Genomic DNA, 20,984 nt, shown 5'->3' on the forward strand with positions numbered 1-20,984 from the left:
CCGGCCGATCACCCGCGAAAAGGGGCGGGACGCGCGAGGAAGCAGATGGGCGCGAGGCGTTGGGACGTTCGCGGGGCGGGCTGACCCGCGAGGTGCATCTGCTCTCCGACGACCGGGCCCGCCCGGCGGGGTGACAGCCCGATGTTCACTCAGGTGCTGGACGGCTTACGCGTTCGGCGCCAGGGCGTGGGCCGCCCGCGCAGCAGGCCGGACCGGGTCGCGGGGACAAGACCTGCTCCAGCCGTGTGGTGTCGTGGGGGCCGACCGGTGGTGATCACTTCGGTATGTCATCTGAATTCTGGATGAGGCACGCGCAGGGGTGGGGGCTGGCTACTTGGGCGCCGTGAGGTTGCGTTCCGGAGCCGGATTGACCCTCGACCTTGTGCAGGGCCCAGAGTGCCGGGTGTGGAGAACGACATGCGCAGCATCGGCGAGATGGCCCGCGACAGCGGCCTGGGCGTGAGTGCCCTGCGGTTCTACGACCGTGCCGGTGTGCTGGTCCCGGCCTGGGTGGATCCGGTGAGCGGATACCGCTGGTACGAACCCGAGCAGTTCGAGGAGGCCCGGGTGCTGGCCCGCTTGCGCCGGGCCGGGATGCCGCTGGCGGACATCCGGCTGCTGCTGGCCAGCTGGTCCGGCGCGGACACCGACCTGGTCCGGAAGCTGCTCAAGGCACACCTGCGCCACCTCGAACAAGGGCTGTCCGGTGCCCGCAGCGAGTTCTCCGCGCTCCGAGCAGTACTCGATCACAGGGAGAACGTCATGACCTCGCTTCGCGTCGCCACTGTCCGGCTGTCCATCGCCGCACCCGAGCTGGCGGCCGCGCTGGACACGGTCCGTTTCGCGGCGAGTACCGACCCGGAGCTGCCCATGCTCGGCGGGGTCCTGTTCGACGTCGAGGGCCAGAGCCTCCATGTCGTGGCGACCGACCGGTACCGAATGGCTGTCGCGCAAGCCGGTGCTGCCGGGCACGACGGGAGCCGAGTGCAGGTCATCGTGCCCGCCTCGGTCGTCGACGCGATGCGGGCGCTGTCGGACGGTGAGGGATCCGTGCGGCTCTGCATCGACGGTGGCCGCGTGACCCTGGAGGCCGGGGACAGGCAGGCGGCCGGCCAGTGCCTTGACCACGACTTCCCCGACTACCGGCGTCTTCTGCCGGCGGTCGGCGGCCGTCGCGCCCTTGTCGAGGTGGCGGCCTTCCGGAAGGCTCTGGAGACCGGCCCTGTCCGTGCCGGCGAGGCGGGAGAGCCCGACCTCAGCGTGCTCAGGGTGGAGGACAGCGGCACGGTGGCCGTCTGCGCGGACAGCGACGACGACCCGAACCGTGTCGCGGTCAACCGTGAGTTCCTGCTGGACGCGCTGACCGCCGGAGCCCGGGACCGACTGTTTCTGGAGCTCGGGGCCCCCACGGCGCCGATCGCGATCCGCCGGCCCGACGACGAGGGCACCTTCTCGCTCCTGATGCCGGTCCGCCCGGAGGACTGACGGTACGTTCACCCGCGCCGTTCAACGTCACCAGAACGCTGGTGACCCCGGCAGGAACGGTGATGCCGCCGGTCCCCCAGCAGTGCGGGTAACGAAAACTCCCCGGAGTAGGCCACGACCGGACCGCCTCGACCAGGCCCCGCACCATCGGCGTGGCCAGCCTGGTCGGGGCGTGGTCGGGCCGACCACGGGCAGCCACCCCTCCCCACAGCCGGGCCAACAGCCGCCCTCGCCCTCCTGGCCGGGTGACGCGTCCAGGAGGACCCTGGGCATGTGGCCAGGAAGAGGGTCCGGACGTGCAGCTCTGTCTGTGCAGCCGTTGAGGCGGGACCATGCAGGCGGGCAGGCGGGCTGCCATGAGATGCCACGGCCCTCGGTCGACTCTCTGAATGGAATCGTCAACTGTTGCGGCGTGTCCACCGCGCGGCCCGGACCGTTCCCTCCTGAATGTCCTGCCGGGGCAGTTGGAGGTCGAAAGCGTCCTCCAGGGCGTGGAAGTACAGCTCGAACTCGCTGGTGAGTTCGGGGTGGTCCAATTCGGCACGGCGTATGGCCTGGTTGAGGAAGTCGAGCTGACCGCCTCGGAAGTAGGGGGCGCGGCCTCGGTCGTACCAGATAAGTTCCAGGACGCCCCAGTCGTCGTCGATACGGCGGCCGTCGCGCATGTAGTCGAAGGTGTAGATGGCCTTCGCCGAGGTGGCGCTCAGGTGCACCGCCTCGGTGACACCGAGGCGGGCGAGAGCCTCAGGATCGGGCCCGAAGCCGGGGGTCTCGTGGTACATCAGGAACGCCCAGTCGCCGGCCTGCCCGTAGCAGCAGGTTTCCCGGACGATGTCCCAGTGGTCGAAGGTCCCGCCGTCCATGCTGCGCAGATCCGCAAGGCGGGTCCCGGCGGCGATCTGTGCGGGGTCGGCTCCGTGGAGGAGGGCGATATGTTCGGCGCTGATGTTCTCGCCGCGGAAGAAGGCGAGGTGGGTGTAGGGGTCCTGCTCGCGCCAGCTGTCAGCGATCCAGGCGAGGCGCTCCAGCGGGTCGCGCCCGCACGCGGCGAAGGGCTGCGTACCGCCCATGCCGCCGTCGCGGAATCGGCTGCCCCAGGCGGGGTTGACCCGGTCCAGCAGCTCGGCCTGCCCAGAGACGAGATTGGCCACCGGACCGCGCCCCGGGGACCGGGCGGCGATGTGCTCGGCGAGCTCGCGGACCGCGTCCTCGGCGGCGAAGTACAGCACCTGATCCAGGTCCTGAGTGACGAAGACCTCCCGATATGGACCGATGTGGCCGCGCGCCGTGCCGTCGTCGTCCAGGACCAGGAAGAGACGACCGTGCGACTCGCCCACGTGCTGCTCGTACTGGTCAGGTGAGGTGCCGATGGGCGGGAGCATCGCGTCGTGGAGCACGTCAGAGGCCGCTGACACCTGGTGCCAGGCCTGCTTGAGTGTGTACGCCGATATCTGCATGGGCGTCAGTATGCGACCGGGCACTGACACGGTCGGATGATGAGCCGAAGGCCGCCGCCGGCCGCGCGGCCGAACTGCTGAACGCCGTGCCCGTGGCCGCCGACGCCCCCGGCGCCGCTGGTGACCGAGTGGCAAGTGGTGGGACGTGTGTGGGCAGGGCGACGGCGTCCAGCATGTTCTTCGCCCGGGCCGGGAGCACCGTGGAACGCGTCCTGACCGACTACGGCTCCTGCTGCAAATCCCACCTCTTGCAGAGCTGGGGATTTCAAAGGCCAACCACCCGCCGGCCGCGTCCCCAATCTCACGGGTCAGTACACCTACCGGGTCACCATTCCTGCGTACGCGAGGCGAAGTGCCGCTCGAAGAAGTCGATTTTCGCCGTGGTGGGGGCGAGCGGGACACGGCCGAAGCTGTCCCCCACCTCCATCACTCCGGGGCGTTCCACGTCAAGTGCCTGCCAGCGGGGGAGCCCGGTGCCATTGGGGTTGCCGGTGGTGGCGAAGTTGACCACGTAGTCCGACAGGGTGTCGGCGATTTTGCGGTCCCTGTCCGTCCACGCCAGATCGGTGGCGTAGAGGTTGTTGAACGTGTAGTTCAGCTCGGAACCATGGGACGCGCCCTGGGATTCCTGGCCGGGCGGGGTGTGCGTCCAGTAGTAGTTGTAGACCGGGCTGGTGGCGTGGGCGGACCACTGCCTGCCCCACAGGAACGTGGAGACGCGCTCGTCGTCGATGGAGGCGTTCGTCTGCTCTCCGGCCTGTGTGGCGTTGGCGGCGGGATACAGCTTGAGGAACTCTTCCGCCATCGACCCGTACGTCGTCTGCGCGTCGGCGGTGTGGGTCGCCAGCTCGACGGTCTGGCCCGGGGTGGCGCGGGACTCGTCTTTGTTGTTGCCGGTCAGGAACGGGACGTCGATCTGGGCGCCGGTGGCGAGCGTCTCGGTGTAGGTCTTCGGGAAGACATACCCGTCCAGGGTGTATTCGCCGATGTCGTTGGTGTGGGTCAGGAGGTCGCTTGCCGCGACGGCCCGCATCTGGGCCGTGGTGGTGACGCCCAGATCCTTCATGACCGCGGTGCCCTTGGCCTCCGCTTGGTCCAGCGTCAGGTACTTGCCCGCGAGCCACGTGAGGTTGGGATCCTTGGGGTAATCGGTCGTTCATATTCCGTGACTTTGTGACCTTGGAGAATACGCAGCGCCCCCGCGGCGGACCGGTGAGTCGGCGGTTCTTCCGTTGCCTGCGCCTGTTCCTGGCGTGCACCCTGACCGGGATGCCCCTCCTGCGGGCACTGGCGAACCCGAAACTGGACGAGCGGAAAGTGCTGTCGGCGATGCTGGACCGCGAACCGCACCTGGCCACGGACCGGCCGAACCCGCTGGTGATCGCGGACAAAGGCGTCGCCTCCAGGAGGACACCCACACACTGTCCGGGCCGGTTCATGCGGAAGTGACCAGCTGACCCGGGAGGGGGGTCAGCTCACGCAGATGAGCCCGAGCACACAGATCCCCGACGGGGAGGTCACGGCCGGTGCGGAGTTCGACTGGGACGTCCCCGAAGATCCCGAAGACGACGCACCCGACGTACCCGAAGTGCCTGAAGTGCCTGTAGTCGTCGAGGTTCCCGACCCCGTGCCGCCGGTGGCCGTCGGGGCGGGCGACCGGGCCGCCGACGTACCGGTGCCGGCGGCCGTCGTGCCGGCGGCCGTCGTGCCGGCGGTCGTCGTGCCGGCGGTCGTCGTGCCGGCGGAGGGTACGGACGCGGCCTGCTGCCCGGCGGTCTTCGACCTCGTGTGCTGGGCGGCGGCCGTGTACGGCTGCGTCCTGGCCGAGTCCGTGTGGGTCGTGGTGGCCGTGGAACGCCGCTGCGAGGTGCCGGTCGTGGAGGACGGGGAGTTCGTGGTGGAGGGCTTGCGGTGCTTGCCCGTCCCGGCCGGCGGAAGCTTGGCGCTCTGGTCCACCGACTGCGTGTCGGTGCCCATGCCCGCGAGGTTGTCGGCCGTCGCCGCCTGGGCGCGGTGGCCGGAACTGTCCTCCATCGAGGCCACGGTCAGACCGCCGCCGACGAGCGCGACGGCGGTCGCGACCACGGCTCGGCGCTGGTTCTTCTTCCAGCAGGCCCGCTGCCGGCGCCGGCCCGCCCGCCCCTGCGGCGTGGGCACGGGCCCCTCGGTCTCACTGGCGGCGCCTTCGACGTCACCGCCGGAGTCCTCGAAAAGGCTGTCGGCGTCGTAGTAGGCGCCGTACGCGTCGGTCCCCGCTGTCGCCGCCACCTGCGTCCAGAGCGCTGTCGCGGCCGGGGCCGGGACGGTGCGACCGCCCGCGGTCAACGGCGCTATGTCCGGGGCGTACGCGCCGCAACCCGGGCACACCAGGGCTCCGTTGAGGTGCCGACGGCACGAGGAGCAGTAGTCCATCCGCTTCTTCCTGACGGTTGTGCACAAGGGATCGAGCAGCCTGTAACGCTAACGGCGTCTTCGAAAGACCGTGCGGGGCCGATGTGTCGCTCCTGTGCGGATTCCCTGCTTCAGCGTGCGAACGTCCAGATGACGTGTGCGAATCCGTGGCCTTGATCACAGTCACCGGGACACCTGCGGGCGACATGCACAACGGCGACGACGAGTCCGGAGCCGGCGTCGATGTGGTGGCTGGTCAAGTCCCACGAAGCAATCAAGTCGCGCAGGCCGCTCGCCTCCGCCGCCCAGTGCGACGACGGCCACGGCGTGTCCGCCGATACGGCCGAAGCGCGGCTCGCCCCTCCCATTAGCGAACGGTGAAGTCGGCTGCCTCGTCGTCGAGGGTGGTGGTGCCGTTCTCGGCTTCGGCCAGGACGGCGATGTGCCAGGCGCCATGGGGGGACTCTGCGGCTTCGGCGGGGGTGACGGGGGTGGTGTAGGTGCAGTGGAGGGTGTGCTTGGCGGAGGGCCTGCAGGTGGCCCTCTCGGCGCCGGTCATGTCCTTGGCGGTGAGTTTCGTGCGGGCGAGGGAGGAGTGCGCCGGCCAGGCCAGGACCTTGACGCTCTTGACGCCCGAGGAGGCGGTGACGTCGGTGGTGAAGCTCAGTGAACCGGCGCTGTCGCCGGCGGGGGCGGTGTAATGGGCCGTGCCGTGCGTCAGGGCGGGGGGCTGGTCTCCGGCGTAGGCCAGGGCGTACGCGCCGGCACCTACGAGAAGGGCGGCACCGGCGGCAACGGACGCAGCGATACGTCGGGACATGGAAGTCTCCCCATCAGGCTGACTTGGTCGAACAGGCCCTGTGTGCCTGTCCGTTGCTCCGATCCTCGCCGTGCGGCGGCGTACCGGGCATGAGCCCGGGTACTCAACCCGCCCTGAGTGCGCCGTACGAAGCCGGATCTCGGAAGGTGTGTGAGCTGTGTCGGCTGTGTCGCAGACCGGTGCCGCGCCCCACCGCCAGCCGCTCGATGACACCGCCACCGCGGTCCGCAGGTACGCGGCCGACCAGCGCGCGTAGGTTGACGTCCTCGCCTGGGCCTGGACGATCGGCGTCGTCATCACCAGGCCGGCCGGGAGCCGGCCGGCGGCCTCCTCGGCGCCATCGAGGCGACGACTCCCGCCGCCTCGAACCCCTCTCGGACGCCGCGCGGGGGCCGGACGGGAGCCGGACGAGGCCGGACAGGGGCCATGCGGGGGCCGGACGAGGGCCGCGCGGGGGCCGGACGGCCCGCCCTTCCGTAGGTCGCGCAGTTTTGTCGTGCACGCGGTCTTGTGGAGAGGGGCCCTCCTTCCTTACTTTGCAGTAAGTTCATTCTGAATCCGCGCGTCTTCAGATCTGCCGCTTTGGCATGCCTACTTCACGAGCCGCTTACGGGAGCCCCCTCATGCCCGCTCTCCGCCCCAGACACCTGTGCGCCATGGCCGCCGCAGTCGTCCTGGCCCTCACCGCCCCCGCGACCTCCGCGAGCGCCGCGGACGCCGCCGCCCTCCGCGAGGTGCTGTTCGTCGGCAACAACTGGGACGGCACGGCCGACGTCCTGAAGTCCTCCGGCGACCTGGCCAAGGTCGGCCGGATCAACGTGATCCCCGACAAGGACGCCCGGATGGCGGAGATCAACGCCGATCCGATCAAGTGGATCTACTTCATGGCGATCCGCAACAGCGTCGGCGAGGGCCACGACCAGTTCGCCGACGACATGTACTCCACGCCGGACGGCAAGTCGGTGGTCGTCTCCCGGCCGAGCTTCGCGGACGTCGTGTCGATCGACCTTGCCACCGGGAGGATCAACTGGCGTTTCCGGGTGTCGGGTTACCGCGCGGACCACATGGCCGTCTCCCCCGACGGCCTCCGGGTCGCGGTGTCGGCCTCGACAGCGAACACCGTGCACGTGCTCGACATCACCACCGGCCAGCAGCTCGGCTCGTTCGCCACCGGCGACAAGCCGCACGAGAACATCTTCACCAAGGACGGCAAGTACATCTGGAACATGTCGATCGGCGACGTGAACACGGACTCCGACGCCCCGTGGCAGGACTTCACGAAGGGCGACCGGCACATCACGGTCGTCGATGCCACGACGTACAAGCAGGTCAAGATCATCGACATGCGGGACAAGCTGGACGCGATCGGCCTCAAGGACTACTCGGACGCGGTCCGGCCCGCGGTCTTCTCGCCGGACGGGTCCAAGCTGTACTTCCAGGTGTCGTTCTTCAACGGCTTCTTCGAGTACGACGTCGCCACCGACAAGATCACCCGGACGAAGGTCCTGCCGAAGAACCCGGCGACCAGCGACGACCGCACCACCATGGTCAACGACTCGCGCCACCACGGCATTTCGATGAGCCCGGACGGCAGCAAGCTGTGTGTCGCGGGCACGATGGACGACTACGCGACCGTGGTCAACCGCACGACCCTCCAGGAGGGCCCGCTCGTGCCCGCCTCGAAGCCCTACTGGGCCACCGTCAGCGGCGACGGCAAGAGCTGTGTCGTGTCCGAGAGCGGTGCCGACCAGATCACCGCGATCGACTTCGCGACCGGGCAGAAGACGGTGTCCGTGAAGGTGGGCGACCATCCCCAGCGGGTCCGCCTGGGGCATGTGGCCGCGGACTGGACGAGCCCTTCCTCATAGCGGGAGCGTCGCTCGCACCGCCCGCGAGGATGCCGCAGCCGGGCCGGTACCGCCTCTTCCCGGAGGCGGTACCGGCCCGGCTGCGGGCTGTCGGCTGTCGGGTGCCGGGTGCCGACTGTCGGGTGCCGGGTGCCGGGTGGGTGAAAAGGGTAGGTATTTTCGGCTGCGGGCCTGCGGGCTGCCCGCAGCCGGACGTTCGGGTGGCCGTTCTCCCGGCCGGCCGCCCTTCCAGCGCGGTCAGGAGGAAGGTGGCGGGCCGGTCGGTGTGGCCAGTCGGAGAATCTCGCGGACTCCCACAGGCACGTGCCGCCGGTCGTAGAGGAGCAGCGTGCGGAGTGGGTCCACGTGCGCCAGGGGGACGAAGGTCACCTCGGCGGGTGCGTACCGGGCCATGCTCGACGGCAGCACTCCCACGCTCAGGCCGGTCGCGATCATCGCGAGTTGCAGGGTTGCGTCGTGGACCTCGGCGAACTTGAGTGCCTGGAATCCGGTGCGTTGGCACAGGCCGTGGATCCCGAAGGGTTGCCCGCGCACGGCGTCCCGGGTGATCACGCTGAAACGCTCGTCCGCGAGGTCCGCCACGTGCAGTACCGCGCGCCCGGCGAGAGGGTGGTCGCGGTGCAGCGCGACGGCAAGGGCTTCTTCCGCAAGTTGTAGCGCCTCGATCTGCGGGGGTCGCGCTGGTGGGGCGAGTCCGCTCGCCAGCGCGAGTTGGATCGTGCCCTGCGTCAGCTGGGCGAGCGTGTCTTCGAGACGGGTCTCCCGGATCTGGAGTCGGATGCGGGGCCGGTCGGTGGCGAACCGTCGCAGCAGATCGGCCAGTTGGGCAGGTGGAACCGCGGGGGCCAGTCCGATCGTGAGCATGCCTCCCTGTCCCCGGGTGGCCGCTTTCCCCGCCTGGACGGCGAGTTGACTGGCCTCCAGGGCGTCGCGCGCGTGCGAGAGGAAGGCCGCTCCGGCCTCGGTGAGGAGAACCGTGCGGCCGTCCCGGTGCACGAGCTTCATGTCCAGCGTCGTTTCGAGCCGTTGCAGTTGCTGGGTCACCGCGGGCTGGGCGATCCCCAGCCGTTCGGCGGCATGACCGAAATGCCTTTCCTCGGCGACCGCGACGAAGCAGCGCAGCCCTTTCATCGAGACGTCCATAACAAAAGGTTATCACGGCAATATCGGAACATAATTGGACAACGAGGAGGGTTCGCTCATAGTTTTCTTTCCGGGTCCGGCGACGTCGGAAACCGATACGAAGCATGGACATCGAAAGGAAAACCCCTGTGGGTCTGAATCAGAGCGTGGCGCTCGTCACGGCTTCTTCGCGGGGAATCGGCCGGGCCATCGCGTCGCGTCTGGGGCGGGACGGCGCACATGTGGTGGTCAATTACCACTCGAACGAGGCCGCCGCGCGGGACGTCGTCAGGGAGATCGAGGAATGGGGCAGCAAGGCCGTGGCCGTGCGGGCCGACCTCGCCGTGCCGGGCGATGTCACCCGCCTGTTCGAGGAATCGGTCGCCGCATTCGGTGGTCTCGATATCGTCGTGAACAACGCCGGCATACGGGCCTTCGGGTCCATATCCACCTTCTCTGTCGAGGACCTCGACCGGCTGCTGGCCGTCAATGTCAAGGGGACCTTCCTGGCGTTGCAGCAGGCGGCGAACCTCGTTCGCGACGGGGGCCGTATCGTCAATATCTCCACGGGGCACACCAAGGGACCGAGCCAACGCGTCGCCGCGTACGGCGGCAGCAAAGCCGCGATGGAGTATTTCGGGCACGTGCTGGCCAAGGAACTGGGGAACAGGAAGATCACGGTCAACGTCGTACTTCCGGGCTTGACCGACACCGACGGCCTGTCACCGGAATTCCGGGCGAATGCCGACGCGTTCATCGCCCGGACCCCTCTGGGACGGCTCGGTCGCCCCGAGGACATCGCCGATGTCGTCGCCTTCCTCGCGAGTGACGACGCGCGCTGGGTCACCGGTCAGACGATCGCGGCCGCCGGCGGCCTCATCTGAGAGGGCGGGCCGAGGTCACCACGCGGGTGCCGGCCGTAGGCGGACGTCGTCTGCCTACGGCCGTCTGTGATGGCGGGGCGGCCGAAGCGTCCGTGGTCACAGCGAAGGGGACGCCCTGTCGGACGGGACGTCCCCCTTCCCCTCAACATGCCTGTACGGAAAGGCCGTTGACTAACTGACGGTTAGTCAGATAGCGGCGAGTTCCATGCCGACGTAGCCGCCGCCTACGGGATAGGTCCGGTCGCGGCGCCACCCCGTCGCGGCGAACAGCGCGTCGAACTCGCCGAGTTCGCGCTCCATTCCGTTGGTCATGGCGAGCATGCTCATGTCCGACAGGGTGGCGAAGTCAGGTCTGCCGATCTCGCCGACGACCGTCTCGACGACCAGCGCACGGCCCCCGCTGTGCGTCGCGGAACGGCAGTTGCGCAGAATGGTCTCGCACTGGGAGTCGTCCCAGTCGTGCAGCACGGTTTTCAGGAGATAGAGATCCGCACCGGGAACCTCGACGAAGAAGTCGCCGGCCACCGCGGAGAACCGGTCCGCCAGACCCAGCCGGTCGGCCTCCGCGGCAGCACGCGCGGTCGCGTGGGGCAGATCGAGCACCTGGCCGAGCAGGCCGGGGGCCTGAGCCAGCAGAGTCAGGACGAACTGGCCGTCCGCGCCACCGACGTCCACCACGGTCGACACGTCCGCGGTGTCGACCGTGGCCACCGCGGTCTGGACCACCAGACCGGACACGTCGGCCATCGCCTCGGAGAAGAGCGCCGCCTCCTGAAGGTTCTCCGGCCGCGCGTAGTACTCGAAGATGTCGGCGCCCAGTGCCTTCTTGGCCTGGCTGGCTCCCTCACGCACCGCGTCCGGGAACAGCTCCCAGGACTTCCAGTGCGCGTGCCCGGTCATGGCCAGCGTGAGGGATCGCAGGGAGCCGGGGACGCCCGTGCCCAGCATGGTGCCGCGCCGGGTCAGGGCGAAGGAGTGTCCTCCCTCGTGGCTCAGCAGGCCCAGCGAGGCGGCCGCACGCATCAGCCGGTAGGTGGCTCGCGGATGACTGCCTTCGGCCGCGGCCACCTCCTCGGCGGTCAGCGGACCGTCGGCGAGATGGTCGGCGATGTGCAAGTCGGCGATCGCGTGCAGGACCTGGGCGATCGCGCCGCCGCCGATCATGTTCATCAAAGCGGCGATGTCTGCTGACAGTTCATCGGACGCCGTCGCGGCGTCCTGTGTCGTATGGGTCATGAAGGTCTGGAGCACCTTTGCTGCATGGGAACGGTGAGGTCTCTGATTCTCGTGACGGGTGACCCGCCCGCCTTGCACATCAGCGCCACACTCGGTGGAACACCCGTGCCAGGCAGGCCCGGACCCGGATCTGTCCGACCCGACCCGCCACCCCGCCCCGCCCCGCCCTGCGAGCGTGCGGTGCCACGTGACCAGGAGACATGGATGAGAGCGGGACCTGCCGCCGGCCGGCCAGGCCGGACGTTCATCGCGGACGTCACGGCTCCGACCGTGCGCCGGAACGGCTTCGACGCTTTTCGGCGGGCATGGGACGCGCAGATGCGCGAGAGGTTTCCGCTGCCGCTCCTCGACGTCGAGGAGACCGGAGACTTCCGGATCAACGTCCAAGCGGTCACGGCCCACGACGTGGTGATCGCGAAGGTCGGCGTCGAGGCGTTCGCAGGCCGCACCACGGGCGCCGGGGACGGCGACGACCGCGTGCTCATCCACCTGATGCGGCAGGGCTCCTGGCACTTCACCCGCCCGGACGGCAGGGACAGGCCGATCACCGCTTCCGCCGGGTCCTTCATAGCCCGTCGCAACAACCCGTCCTCATCGTTCGACGTCGACGCGGGCGCGGTGGCCGACGTGCTGATCCTGCCCACCTCGTCTCTCGCTCCCCTGATCAGCGCCCGGCCGATCCTCGGCTCGGCCCGCTCAGCCGAGGTGCGGCTCCTCACCGCCCATGCGCGCATGGTCGTCGAGACGGTGCGCGACCTGACCCCGGCGGGTGTGCGCAGCGCCCGCGACGCCCTGCTCGAACTCGCGAGAGGGGCGCTCAGGGGCGAGTTCGACGATGCCGAGCCGCTCCTGGCGCCCGCGCTGGCGCGTGCCGCGATGCGGTTGGCGGACGACCGTCTCACCGATCCCGGCCTCGGTCCTTCGGCACTGGCACGCGAGCTGCACGTCTCCGTGCGCACGATGCACCGGGCCTTCGCAACGGTCGGGGAGTCGGTCGCGGGCTACGTCCGCAGGCGGCGGCTGGAACGGGCCAGGCTCGACCTGGCCGCACCGCATGGCCGGCCGACCGTCTCGGACGTCGCCGCTCGCTGGCACTTCGCGGACAGCAGCCACTTCATTCGCGCGTTCAAGAGGCTGTACGGGCAGACACCCGGTCAGTTCGTCGCCGGAATCACCGACGCCGGCTCCTGCGGAACCCTGGGTCACATCTGCCGTTCGTCGACTTGCGGTTCGGGGACGCCGGCGGAGGGCCGATGACGCCGGTGAGCCCGCTCGGCCAGGTGTACTGCCTTGTGAGCACCGGCTTCGCCGGGCCCCTCGCGTTCGTGGCGGAGGGTGGAGGGGGGCACTGTCAGGGTCCCTTTCGCCGGGGTGCGGGCCTGTCGGGGCCCGTAGCGTGGAGGGCATGGAGCCGAGCACCGGGATCCGCGAGTTCCTGACCACCCGCAGGGCCCGGATCACCCCTCAGCAGGCCGGCGTGGTCCCCGTCGGCGGTGCCCGGCGGGTGCCGGGCCTGCGCCGCGAGGAGGTCGCGCGGCTCGCGGGCGTCAGCGTCGAGTACTACACGCGCCTGGAGCGTGGCCGGGCCGGACGGGTCTCCGAGACCGTCCTGGACGCGGTCTCCCACGCCCTGCGGCTGGACGACATCGAGCGGGCCCACCTCTTCACGCTGGCCCGGCCGGCATCCCCCGCCCACCGTCGGCGCCCCATGAGCCCCCAGCGGGTGCGCCCGGGTCTCTACCGGCTTCTGGACACCCTCGACCACGTGCCCGCGATGATCCAGGGCCGCCGCATGGACATCCTGGCCTCCAACAGGATGGCCCGCGCCCTCTTCGCCGACTTCGACGCCCGCCCGCACCGCGACCGCAGCATGGTCCGCTACGTCTTCCTCGACGTGCACGCGCCCGAGCTGCTCGCCGACTGGGAGAGGTCCGCCGGCGGCTGCGTCGCCCACCTGCACCTGTACGCCGGACGCCACCCCCACGATCCGCAGCTGACGGAGCTGATCGGCGAACTGTCGCTGCGCAGCCCCCAGTTCCGCCACATGTGGGGCAACCCGGACGTCGTCTGCGACGGCATGGGCACCAGACGCTTCCACCACCCACTGGTCGGCGACCTCACGCTCGACCACGAGGTCCTCGACGTGTCCGGCGACCCCGACCAGACGCTGGTCGTCTACACCCCCGAACCCGCTTCACCGTCCGCCGAAGCCCTCAACCTCCTGGACAGCTGGACCGGCACCCCCACAGACCCGGACGCCGCACCGCCCCGGCAGGCCCCGGCCACCGACCTGCGGCAACCCGGCTGACGTACACGACCACGCGTCGGTGGCGCACCCCCGGCCCCGCATCACGCCCCCATCAGGAGCAACGGCCCTGCTTCGGTACCCCGACCCTCGATCTCAGGCTGCCGTCGGCAATCAGCTGACGCATGAGCCGGCCTGAGCGAAACAGTTGCCTTCACAGTATTGGAGCATTCTCACCATGAGCGTTGTTGTCACCGCGGCCACCGGTAAGCTGGGCCGTCTCGTCATCGACGAGCTGCTGGCCAGGGTGCCGGCGACGAGATCGCAGCGGTCGTCCGCGACGCGGACAAGGCGGCGGACATCGCCGCCAAGAACGTCGAACTGCGGATAGCCGACTACGACGGAACAGGCGATCCTCGACTCCGGCCGGCCCTACACGATCCTGCGCAACGGCTGGTACACCGACAACTACACCGAACAGATCCCCGTCCAGCTGGCGCACGGCGTGATCGCCGCCGCGGGCGAGGGCAGGATCGGTTCCGCCACCCGTCGGGACTACGCCGCGGCGGCGGCCGTCGTCCTGACCACCGAAGGCCACGAGAACAAGGCGTACGAGCTCAGCGGCGACACCGCCTGGACCTTCACCGAGTACGCGGCGGAGCTGTCGAAGCAGTCAGGAACAGAGGTCGCCCACAACGACGTCCCGGTCGAGACACTGGCCGGCATGTTCACCGGCGCCGGCGTCCCCGCGCGGCAGGCCGAGTTCTTCGCCGAGACCGATCTCGCCGTCGCGCGCGGCCACTTCCAGGGCGGCAGCGGCGACCTCAGCCGCCTGATCGGCCGCCCGACCACCTCGCTCGCCGAATCCATCGCGGCGGCGCTCGCGGCTTCGGACCAGGCCTGACCAGACCATCACCGACCGCCGGGCCTCGCCTCGTGCGGGAGGTGCGCTGTCACACCGTGATGTGCCAGGTCGTCGCCCAGGAGCATTCGGCCGCCGAAGTCGGCGCGGCGGGCGCTGTCGCGCAGTTGCCGTCGCCAGGTCCCGTCGGAGACGGCGGTCGACTGTCCTGGGCTGAGGTGGTGGGCGACCAGCGTGCGCACATCCGACTCCGCGGCGATGCGGCCGAGTTCGCTCACGTCGGTGTGCGTGGCCAGGATGTGGTCGATCAGGGCCTGCGAGAGTCCGAGGCTCGCAAGGCCGGCCGGGTAGAGGGCCTCGTGCACGAGGACGTCGGCGTGCCGGGCGAGCCTGATGCGGGGCGGCGGCCACCGCGGTGGCTGCCACGGCACCCAGGAGTGATCTGCGGTAGGGGGCTTGGGCGCGGTCCTGGTGTGACTCCGGGGCGGAGCATCCGGCGTTCGAGGTGTGGTCCGAGGCTTGGCACATGAGGCAACTCCTCTACGGCTCGCACGAGTCGGCGTGGCCGGGCAGGAGACCCCGCGCGTCCCGGCACGCTTGCCGTCTCCGGACCGTGCGCGGCGACGGCGCTCGACAGGACTGCCGGCCCGTGTGGTGCGTCGGGACCGGCCTGCTCGGCATCGCGCACCCCCGTGCGGAGCGTCTCGTGATTGACGCCCAGGTAGGGATCCGATGGTGATGCTGCCGCCGAAGTCGCCCCCTTGGACGAGATGGGTGAGCGTGCCGTGGTTGACGTTGTGCACACTTGGCGCGTCGTGAGCGTCCGGCATGGTGCTGCGCAGGTCACCGACGAGGCCGAGCAGGGCAGGCCGTTCAGCCAGGACAGCGGCGGGATAACCGGCCCACACGTGCGTCCGGCCGTCCGTGAGGATCGCCTTGGAAGGCAGGACAAGCTCAGGGAGGAGGCACGTCGTACCCGGTCCGAGGTGCCGGGCGGGGCGGGAGGGCTTCCAGCCGGTAGCCGTGGCCGCGCAGAGTGGTGATGTCCGGCAGCGTCAGGGTGTGGGGCGAGGCGTGGGCCGCTTCGCTCAGGCGGCGGCGCAGCGAGGCGAGTGTGACGTCCAGGGTTTTGGTGGGTCCGAACCAGTTCTCGTCCCAGACCTGCGCCATCAGGACTTCGCGGGAGACGGCCACGCCCGCGTTTCGGGCGAGGACGACGAGCAGTTCGAACTCCTTGGGCCGCAGCGGGACCTCGTCGGCGGCGAGCAGGCAGCGCCGTGCGGAGGTGTCGACGGTCAGGTCACCGACCCGGATCGGCCCTTCCTCCGGAGCTGTACTGGGTGGGCGGCGGCGCAGGTGGGCGCGGAGCCGGGCCAGCAGCACGGTCAGGGTGAACGGCTTGACGAGGTAGTCGTCGGCTCCGGCGTCGAGGCCGGCGATGACGTCGATCTCGTCGCTGCGAGCGGTCAGGATGACGATGAGCAGGTCGGGGAGTTCGGCGCGCAGGGTGCGGGCGATGTCGATGCCGTCGACGTCGGGCAGACCGAGGTCGAGCAGTACCACGTCCTGGGGGGTGGTGCGGGCTTCGGCCAGTGCGTTCATGCCCGTGCGGCACCAAGTCGTGTGGTAGCCGTGGCCGCGCAGTCCGGCATCCAGGTGCCGTCCGATGGTGTCGTCGTCCTCGACGACCAGGACACGGGTCCCCTCTGGGGGTGCGGGCGCGCGCATGCCCCGAAGCGTAGGGGCCGCCGGAGGCGAGGGTGGCCGGCGCCACCGGTCGTGAACGAGTGCGACCGGGGCGGGCGCCGCTGGGGGGACAGCGGTGCCCGCCCAGGCCGCTGGGGCGGCTCTCACAGCTCGCGCAGTTCCTCGACGGCCGGGCGGGAGGAGCCGCGGGCGGCGTTCACGGCCGCCACGGCGATCGCGGTGACAGCGGCCCCGACCGTGAGGGCAAGGTACGTCCAGGGGACGGCAATCGTGGACGGGGGCGGGTCGAAGACACCGGTGAGGACCTTGACGAGCATCTGGGACAGGGACCAGCCGATGAGCGCGCCGCCGGCCAGGCCGCCGGCTGTCATGACCGCCGCCTCGCTGAGGACCAGCCCACGCAGCTGGTGCCGGGTGGCCCCCAGGACAGTGGCGATGGCGAAGGTGCGCCGTCGTTCGGCCAGGCCCAAGGCCAGGACGATGCCGCCGGAGGCTGCGGCCAGCAGGACCGCGAAGCCCAGCTCGATGCGGGTGAGTCCGGCCAGATCCACCGAGGTGAGGCTGGAGCCGGTCGCGGAGCGGGCCTGGGTGATGTCGGTGACGGTCGCGGAGGTGCCCATCTGCTGGCGCAGCCGGGCGGCGACGCTCTTTTGGTGGGTGGCGCCGGTGTCGACGAGGAACGCGCCCACCGCGCTGCTGCCGGAGGCCTTGGCGACGTAGCCGGCGTTGGCGACGAAGAAGCTGTCCTTGGGCGCGGTGGGGAACTCCTTGACGATGCCCGCGTAGTGGAAGGGCACCGTGCGCAGGGCCTTCGTGCGGCTGTCCTGCAGACGCAGGTTCACCGTGTCGCCCGGGGTGAGCTGGAAGTCCTTGACGGTCTCCTCGCTGACCAGGAGGGAGTCAGGTCGGGCAGCCAGCTTGGCCATGAGGCCCTTGGCAGTACCGCCGGCGAAGTAGGCGTCCTGCAGCGAGGTGGCCGAGGTGATCGTGGAGGGCTGGACCCCGTACAGGTCCTGCAAGTCGGCGCCGACATAGGCGAAGCGGTGCTGCAGGGGTTCGACGTGCCGTACGCCGGCCACCTTCAGGGCGGAGCCCGCGCCGGGTGCGACGCTGACGCCGGGCGATTGCGTGACGGTGACGTCGGCGCCGTTGGTGAGCTGCGCGTCGACTTCGGCCTGCTGCTTGTAGGTGGCGTTGAACGTGGCGGTCGAGGCGGCGAAGGAGACGGCGAGCGCGAGGAGCACGATCGCGCGGGCCAGTGGGCGGCTCCGGCGGGACATGCTCGCCGCCGTAGTGCCGGCGAGTGTCCCCGTCAGTGGCCGGGAAAGGTGCGCCAGCAGCCTGCGTCCGTGGGCCAGGACCAAGACCGCGAGGCGCCACAGCAGCAGAGCCGCGCCGAGCCAGAGCAGCGCCGGCCCGAGGAAGGCCCAGTACGAGACCGAGATGCTCGCCACGCCTTCCGGGGCCAGAACCAGGGCGTACTGGTTACCGCTGGAGGCCCGGAAGACCAGGAGGGAGGCGGCCAGCAGGACGAAGTCCACGCCGAACCGCATCCACCACGGGGAACGGGCGCGGCCGACGACCTTGCGGGCCGCGGCGACGGTGCCGGTGCGCAGGTCGCGCAGGGCGGGCAGCAGGACCGTCGCGGCGGCCACGACCAGCCCCAGAACGAGGGCGAGGGCGAACCAGACCACAGCCGAGGCGGTACTCGCGCCGAACGATGCGGTGCCGAACGCGGCCCGCCCTGCGAGGGCGGCGATGCCCACCCCGAGCAGGCCGCCGGCCACTCCGACCACCGTCGCCTCCGCACTCGCCGTGGTGGCGACCTGGCGGGTGCGCAGCCCGCGGGTGCGCAGCAGAGCCTGCTCACGGCGGCGCCGGTCGGCGCCTGCGCCGGCCACGGCGGCCGTCAGCATGGCTGCGAGGACCGCGCCGGGTACACCGAGGAACAGGAACAGGATCTGCGCGTACAGGGCGTCGCTGCGGGCTGCGTCGAGGGCGGAGCCGAGGTTGTCGCCGACGACCGCTCCGCCGGAGGTGCGGGCTTCCAGGTTGTGCGCGGCGGCGGTGACGGAGGTGTAGGCGGCGGCGGGGTCGGCGGGCAGCGGGGCATTGCGAGCGATGTGGATCTGGGTGGTGACGGCTGCCGGGTCGATGGCCCTGACCGGCGCGGTCAGCGTGTCGAACATGGCGGTCGGCAGCAGGATGACGTTGTCGGGCGGGGCTGCGGGCTGGGACTGGGGCGGGGCGCCGACCTTCTGGAACAGGGAGTCGGCCTGCGGCAGGTCGACCACTCCTGCCACCTTCACCTTCGCCGGCCCTGTGCCGGGGAGGGTGACGGTGACCGTGTCACCGGCGGCGACGTGCAGGTTCGCCGCGGTCTGCTGGGCGATCAGGACCCCGGAGGTCGCGCCGGTCAGCTGCCGGATCTCCTTGGGGAACGTGGCCCGGTAGGTGTCGGGCAGGCCCAGGACGACACCGGGGCCGGTGCTCTGGGTGCTGCCCGCGCTGGTGGCCTGGAAGCCAGTGCTGCGGGCGAACCCGACGCTCTGGGCGCTCTGGATGCCGGACGTGGCCTTTACGGTGTTCAGGAGGGTACCGGGGTCGGCGCCGGGCTGGACCTGGACCTGCCAGTCCACCGCCACCGAGCTCACCGCTCGGCCGGTCATGGTGGACTTCGACGCGGTCAGGAACGAGCCCAGGGACGCCACCAGGGCAACGGCGAGGGCGATGCCGAACGCGGTGGCGATCAGCCGTCCGGTGCGCCGACGGAGCAGTCCCCCGATCCAGGTGATGATCATGACGGATCTCCGAGGGGTGCTGCTGCCGCGGATTGCCGGTGCGGCTCGGGTGCGGGGTGCAGGCGGCCCTCGTGCATCGCCCACTGTTCACCGAGGCGCTGGGCGATGGCGGGATCGTGGGTGGTGACCACCAGGGCGGCGCCGATCTCATCGGCGGTGGTCAGGAGCACGTCGATGATGTGCTGGCCGGTGGCGCGGTCCAGTTGCCCGGTGGGTTCGTCCGCAAGGACCAGGCGTGGTCGCAGGGCCAGCACGCGGGCGATGGCCACGCGCTGGGCCTGGCCTCCGGACAGTTCCTCGGGCAGCTTGTCGGCCAGGTCGCCGGCTGCGACCAGGGCGAGAGATTCCAGGGCCCGGCGTCGTGCCCGCTCCTCTGGGACACCGGCCAGGACCAGGGGCAGCGCGGCGTTCTCCGCCACATCCAGCGCCGGGATCAGGCTGGGCCCCTGGAAGACGACGCCCACCTGCCCAGCCACCGCCCCTCCGGTCAGCCCGGGCCAGGTCACCTCGCCGGCGGTGGGCTGTTCGAGGGCGGCCATCAGGTGCAGCAGGGTCGACTTGCCGGAACCCGAGGGCCCGGTGATCGCTATGCGGTCTCCGGCCCGGACCTGGCAGGTCGCGCCGTGCACCGCGACGACCGCGGCAGGCCCCGAGCCGTAGGTGCGAGCGGCATCCTGGCAGCGGACGAGTGTCTCCAGCCGGGTGGTCATGACGTGATCCTCCCGTCACGCAAGGTGATGACCCGGTCGGCGATCTTGACGGCCTCGGAGCTGTGGGTGACGAGCAGTACCCCGTCGCCGCCTTGGGCGCGCTCGCGCAGCAGCGAGAGGATCCGCTGCTCGGTGACACCGTCCAGTTCCCCGGTCGGCTCATCCGCGAGGAGGATGTCCGGGTCGTTGGCCAGCGCGACAGCCAGCCCCGCGCGGGCCAGTTCACCGCCGGCCAGCTGCTGGGGCAAGGCGCGGGCCCGGTGCCCGAGCCCGACCTGCTCCAGCAGCTCCGCGATGGACTGCTTGCTTGCGCCGGGGGCGGCGGTGCGGGCGAGGCGGATGTTGGCGCCGATGTCCAGGTGGGCGATGAGGTTCCCGGTCTGCAGCAGGACCCCGATCCGGCGGGCCCGCACTCGGGCCCGCTCGGCCTCCGGCCGGTGACTGATCCGCTCCCCGCCGATGTGAACGGTGCCGCCGTCGGGTTCGTCCAGCCCGGCCAGACAGGCCAGCAGAGTGGACTTGCCCGACCCGGACGGTCCGATGACCGCGACGCTCTCCCCGCGCCGCACCTCAAGGGCGACTCCGCGCAGCGCCAGGGTTTCCTCCTCGCCCGCCCGGTAAAAGCGGTACAGGTCCCGCGCAGTCAACGCGTCCGCGTCCGGGGACTGCTGGGTGAGCGTGCCGGAGGCGTTCATCACTGCCACCGGAAGGAGTCGGTGACGGTACGCCACGGATCCACGTTGTCGGCGCCTACCGGCCCGGACAGCGTCAGGGCGACCTGGCGACCGCCCTGGAAGAACGAGTACCGCTCGAAGGCGTCGTGCACGACCTTGCCGGTCACCGCATCCGGGGCGCTGTCACCCTGGTAGGTGAGCAGGACTCCCTGCCCGGCGGGGCGGGAGACGACCGTGACCTTCCCCAAGTGGAACTTGGGCACCTGCCGTTGCAGAAGAGGGACCACCGCGGACTTCACGGACTTCGGCGTGGGCGCGGCCTTGGCCCTGCCGGAGGCGATCTCGATCCGGTTCAGTTTGTCCGTGAAGATGACCGTGCTGCCGGTAGTGGTGCGGGCCCAGCCCTCCGGCACCTTGGCCGTGAAACCGCCCCCGGCGGGCTGGTAGGCGACATACGCCTGGTTGTCGGGGATGTCACCGGCAGGATTGGATTCCGTCGGCGCAGGCGCAGGCGCCGGCGCCGTGCTGCTGGTCGTGCTGCCGCCGGGCGGTGCGGAACTGCCGCTACCGCATCCCGCCACCACCGCGCCGGTCAGGGTGAGGGCGGCCAGGGAGAGAACGAGTGTGCGTCGCATGATCGTGGTGCCCTTCACGGGTGAGGTGGACGGCCATGTCCGCGACGCTAGGCAGCAGCCGGTTAACGTCCGGCCCGAGCACGGTTA

Annotated in this window: 18 protein-coding genes and 2 pseudogenes; 8 read left to right on the plus strand and 12 right to left on the minus strand. The window is 70.4% G+C overall.

Annotated features, from left to right (window positions below; all coding sequences use genetic code 11):
* Window positions 1–50: 50 nt before the first annotated feature.
* Window positions 51–219: pseudogene (locus ABZT12_RS24405) on the plus strand (IS5/IS1182 family transposase); the annotation flags it as partial.
* A gap of 198 nt (window positions 220–417) precedes the next feature.
* Window positions 418–1,485: a MerR family transcriptional regulator gene (locus ABZT12_RS24410; protein WP_356388267.1), complete on the plus strand. Its 1,068-nt coding sequence runs from the start codon at window positions 418–420 to the stop codon at window positions 1,483–1,485.
* Between the two features lie 398 nt (window positions 1,486–1,883).
* Here the strand turns inward: ABZT12_RS24410 and ABZT12_RS24415 are convergent, their stop codons facing one another.
* Together ABZT12_RS24415 and ABZT12_RS24420 are read right to left on the minus strand one after the other, a co-directional pair.
* Window positions 1,884–2,942: a hypothetical protein gene (locus ABZT12_RS24415; RefSeq protein WP_356388269.1), complete on the minus strand. Its 1,059-nt coding sequence runs from the start codon at window positions 2,940–2,942 to the stop codon at window positions 1,884–1,886.
* A 325-nt stretch (window positions 2,943–3,267) separates the two neighbouring features.
* Entirely contained in the window at window positions 3,268–4,008 is a 741-nt protein-coding gene (locus ABZT12_RS24420; protein ID WP_356388271.1) for a carboxylesterase family protein, read from the minus strand.
* Window positions 4,009–4,211: 203 nt separating this feature from the next.
* Here ABZT12_RS24420 and ABZT12_RS24425 point away from each other — a divergent pair, with 203 nt between their 5' ends.
* The gene (locus ABZT12_RS24425; RefSeq protein ID WP_356388273.1) at window positions 4,212–4,391 is read left to right on the plus strand and encodes a hypothetical protein; all 180 of its coding nucleotides are present in this window, start codon (window positions 4,212–4,214) and stop codon (window positions 4,389–4,391) included.
* Window positions 4,392–4,412: 21 nt separating this feature from the next.
* Here the strand turns inward: ABZT12_RS24425 and ABZT12_RS24430 are convergent, their stop codons facing one another.
* Both ABZT12_RS24430 and ABZT12_RS24435 read right to left on the minus strand, forming a co-directional pair.
* Entirely contained in the window at window positions 4,413–5,354 is a 942-nt protein-coding gene (locus ABZT12_RS24430) for a hypothetical protein (protein ID WP_356388275.1), read from the minus strand.
* 346 nt (window positions 5,355–5,700) lie between these two features.
* Window positions 5,701–6,153, minus strand: a complete 453-nt coding sequence (locus ABZT12_RS24435) for a DUF5707 domain-containing protein (protein WP_356388277.1) — start codon at window positions 6,151–6,153, stop codon at window positions 5,701–5,703.
* A 623-nt stretch (window positions 6,154–6,776) separates the two neighbouring features.
* Between ABZT12_RS24435 and ABZT12_RS24440 the strand changes: the two genes are divergently transcribed.
* On the plus strand, window positions 6,777–8,021 hold the full coding sequence (locus ABZT12_RS24440; RefSeq protein ID WP_356388279.1) for a YncE family protein: 1,245 nt from the start codon (window positions 6,777–6,779) through the stop codon (window positions 8,019–8,021).
* A 237-nt stretch (window positions 8,022–8,258) separates the two neighbouring features.
* Here ABZT12_RS24440 and ABZT12_RS24445 read toward each other — a convergent pair whose 3' ends face one another.
* Entirely contained in the window at window positions 8,259–9,164 is a 906-nt protein-coding gene (locus ABZT12_RS24445; RefSeq protein ID WP_356388281.1) for a LysR substrate-binding domain-containing protein, read from the minus strand.
* A 128-nt stretch (window positions 9,165–9,292) separates the two neighbouring features.
* Here ABZT12_RS24445 and ABZT12_RS24450 point away from each other — a divergent pair, with 128 nt between their 5' ends.
* Window positions 9,293–10,027: an SDR family oxidoreductase gene (locus ABZT12_RS24450; protein ID WP_356388283.1), complete on the plus strand. Its 735-nt coding sequence runs from the start codon at window positions 9,293–9,295 to the stop codon at window positions 10,025–10,027.
* Window positions 10,028–10,213: 186 nt separating this feature from the next.
* Here the strand turns inward: ABZT12_RS24450 and ABZT12_RS24455 are convergent, their stop codons facing one another.
* A complete protein-coding gene (locus ABZT12_RS24455; protein ID WP_356388285.1) occupies window positions 10,214–11,263 on the minus strand; it encodes a methyltransferase in 1,050 nt (349 codons plus the stop codon).
* Between the two features lie 204 nt (window positions 11,264–11,467).
* Between ABZT12_RS24455 and ABZT12_RS24460 the strand changes: the two genes are divergently transcribed.
* From ABZT12_RS24460 to ABZT12_RS24470, 3 genes and pseudogenes are all read left to right on the plus strand, one after another.
* The gene (locus ABZT12_RS24460) at window positions 11,468–12,520 is read left to right on the plus strand and encodes a helix-turn-helix domain-containing protein (protein ID WP_356388287.1); all 1,053 of its coding nucleotides are present in this window, start codon (window positions 11,468–11,470) and stop codon (window positions 12,518–12,520) included.
* 148 nt (window positions 12,521–12,668) lie between these two features.
* On the plus strand, window positions 12,669–13,571 hold the full coding sequence (locus ABZT12_RS24465) for a helix-turn-helix transcriptional regulator (RefSeq protein WP_356388289.1): 903 nt from the start codon (window positions 12,669–12,671) through the stop codon (window positions 13,569–13,571).
* 175 nt (window positions 13,572–13,746) lie between these two features.
* Window positions 13,747–14,412: pseudogene (locus tag ABZT12_RS24470) on the plus strand (NAD(P)H-binding protein).
* Window positions 14,413–14,420: 8 nt separating this feature from the next.
* Here ABZT12_RS24470 and ABZT12_RS24475 read toward each other — a convergent pair.
* From ABZT12_RS24475 to ABZT12_RS24500, 6 genes are all read right to left on the minus strand, one after another.
* Window positions 14,421–14,801, minus strand: coding sequence for a hypothetical protein (locus ABZT12_RS24475; RefSeq protein WP_356388290.1), 381 nt, complete (start codon window positions 14,799–14,801; stop codon window positions 14,421–14,423).
* Between the two features lie 523 nt (window positions 14,802–15,324).
* Window positions 15,325–16,098 (minus strand): response regulator transcription factor, encoded by a 774-nt coding sequence (locus tag ABZT12_RS24480; protein WP_356388291.1) that lies wholly within the window; start codon window positions 16,096–16,098, stop codon window positions 15,325–15,327.
* Between the two features lie 122 nt (window positions 16,099–16,220).
* Window positions 16,221–18,878 carry an FtsX-like permease family protein gene (locus ABZT12_RS24485; protein ID WP_356388293.1) on the minus strand — a complete coding sequence of 886 codons (2,658 nt, stop codon included), beginning with the start codon at window positions 18,876–18,878 and terminating at the stop codon, window positions 16,221–16,223.
* The gene (locus tag ABZT12_RS24490) at window positions 18,875–19,588 is read right to left on the minus strand and encodes an ATP-binding cassette domain-containing protein (RefSeq protein ID WP_356388295.1); all 714 of its coding nucleotides are present in this window, start codon (window positions 19,586–19,588) and stop codon (window positions 18,875–18,877) included. Before ABZT12_RS24490 ends, ABZT12_RS24485 begins: the two co-directional genes overlap by 4 nt.
* A complete protein-coding gene (locus ABZT12_RS24495; protein ID WP_356388429.1) occupies window positions 19,585–20,283 on the minus strand; it encodes an ATP-binding cassette domain-containing protein in 699 nt (232 codons plus the stop codon). Before ABZT12_RS24495 ends, ABZT12_RS24490 begins: the two co-directional genes overlap by 4 nt.
* Complete coding sequence (locus tag ABZT12_RS24500; protein WP_356388297.1) at window positions 20,283–20,897, minus strand: hypothetical protein; 615 nt, start codon at window positions 20,895–20,897, stop codon at window positions 20,283–20,285. Before ABZT12_RS24500 ends, ABZT12_RS24495 begins: the two co-directional genes overlap by 1 nt.
* Between the last annotated feature and the right edge of the window lie 87 nt (window positions 20,898–20,984).

The sequence above is a fragment of the Streptomyces sp. NPDC005423 genome (assembly GCF_040606415.1).
Lineage (GTDB): Bacteria > Actinomycetota > Actinomycetes > Streptomycetales > Streptomycetaceae > Streptomyces.

Excerpts from the sequence above, each read along its gene's own strand:
- ABZT12_RS24410 (WP_356388267.1), top strand. The coding sequence starts at position 418 with ATGCGCAGCATCGGCGAGATGGCCCGCGACAGCGGCCTGGGCGTGAGT.
- ABZT12_RS24415 (WP_356388269.1), bottom strand. The coding sequence starts at position 2,942 with ATGCAGATATCGGCGTACACACTCAAGCAGGCCTGGCACCAGGTGTCA.
- ABZT12_RS24420 (WP_356388271.1), bottom strand. The coding sequence starts at position 4,008 with ATGAAGGATCTGGGCGTCACCACCACGGCCCAGATGCGGGCCGTCGCG.
- ABZT12_RS24425 (WP_356388273.1), top strand. The coding sequence starts at position 4,212 with ATGCCCCTCCTGCGGGCACTGGCGAACCCGAAACTGGACGAGCGGAAA.
- ABZT12_RS24430 (WP_356388275.1), bottom strand. The coding sequence starts at position 5,354 with ATGGACTACTGCTCCTCGTGCCGTCGGCACCTCAACGGAGCCCTGGTG.
- ABZT12_RS24435 (WP_356388277.1), bottom strand. The coding sequence starts at position 6,153 with ATGTCCCGACGTATCGCTGCGTCCGTTGCCGCCGGTGCCGCCCTTCTC.
- ABZT12_RS24440 (WP_356388279.1), top strand. The coding sequence starts at position 6,777 with ATGCCCGCTCTCCGCCCCAGACACCTGTGCGCCATGGCCGCCGCAGTC.
- ABZT12_RS24445 (WP_356388281.1), bottom strand. The coding sequence starts at position 9,164 with ATGGACGTCTCGATGAAAGGGCTGCGCTGCTTCGTCGCGGTCGCCGAG.
- ABZT12_RS24455 (WP_356388285.1), bottom strand. The coding sequence starts at position 11,263 with ATGACCCATACGACACAGGACGCCGCGACGGCGTCCGATGAACTGTCA.
- ABZT12_RS24460 (WP_356388287.1), top strand. The coding sequence starts at position 11,468 with ATGAGAGCGGGACCTGCCGCCGGCCGGCCAGGCCGGACGTTCATCGCG.
- ABZT12_RS24465 (WP_356388289.1), top strand. The coding sequence starts at position 12,669 with ATGGAGCCGAGCACCGGGATCCGCGAGTTCCTGACCACCCGCAGGGCC.
- ABZT12_RS24480 (WP_356388291.1), bottom strand. The coding sequence starts at position 16,098 with ATGCGCGCGCCCGCACCCCCAGAGGGGACCCGTGTCCTGGTCGTCGAG.
- ABZT12_RS24485 (WP_356388293.1), bottom strand. The coding sequence starts at position 18,878 with ATGATCATCACCTGGATCGGGGGACTGCTCCGTCGGCGCACCGGACGG.
- ABZT12_RS24490 (WP_356388295.1), bottom strand. The coding sequence starts at position 19,588 with ATGACCACCCGGCTGGAGACACTCGTCCGCTGCCAGGATGCCGCTCGC.
- ABZT12_RS24495 (WP_356388429.1), bottom strand. The coding sequence starts at position 20,283 with ATGAACGCCTCCGGCACGCTCACCCAGCAGTCCCCGGACGCGGACGCG.
- ABZT12_RS24500 (WP_356388297.1), bottom strand. The coding sequence starts at position 20,897 with ATGCGACGCACACTCGTTCTCTCCCTGGCCGCCCTCACCCTGACCGGC.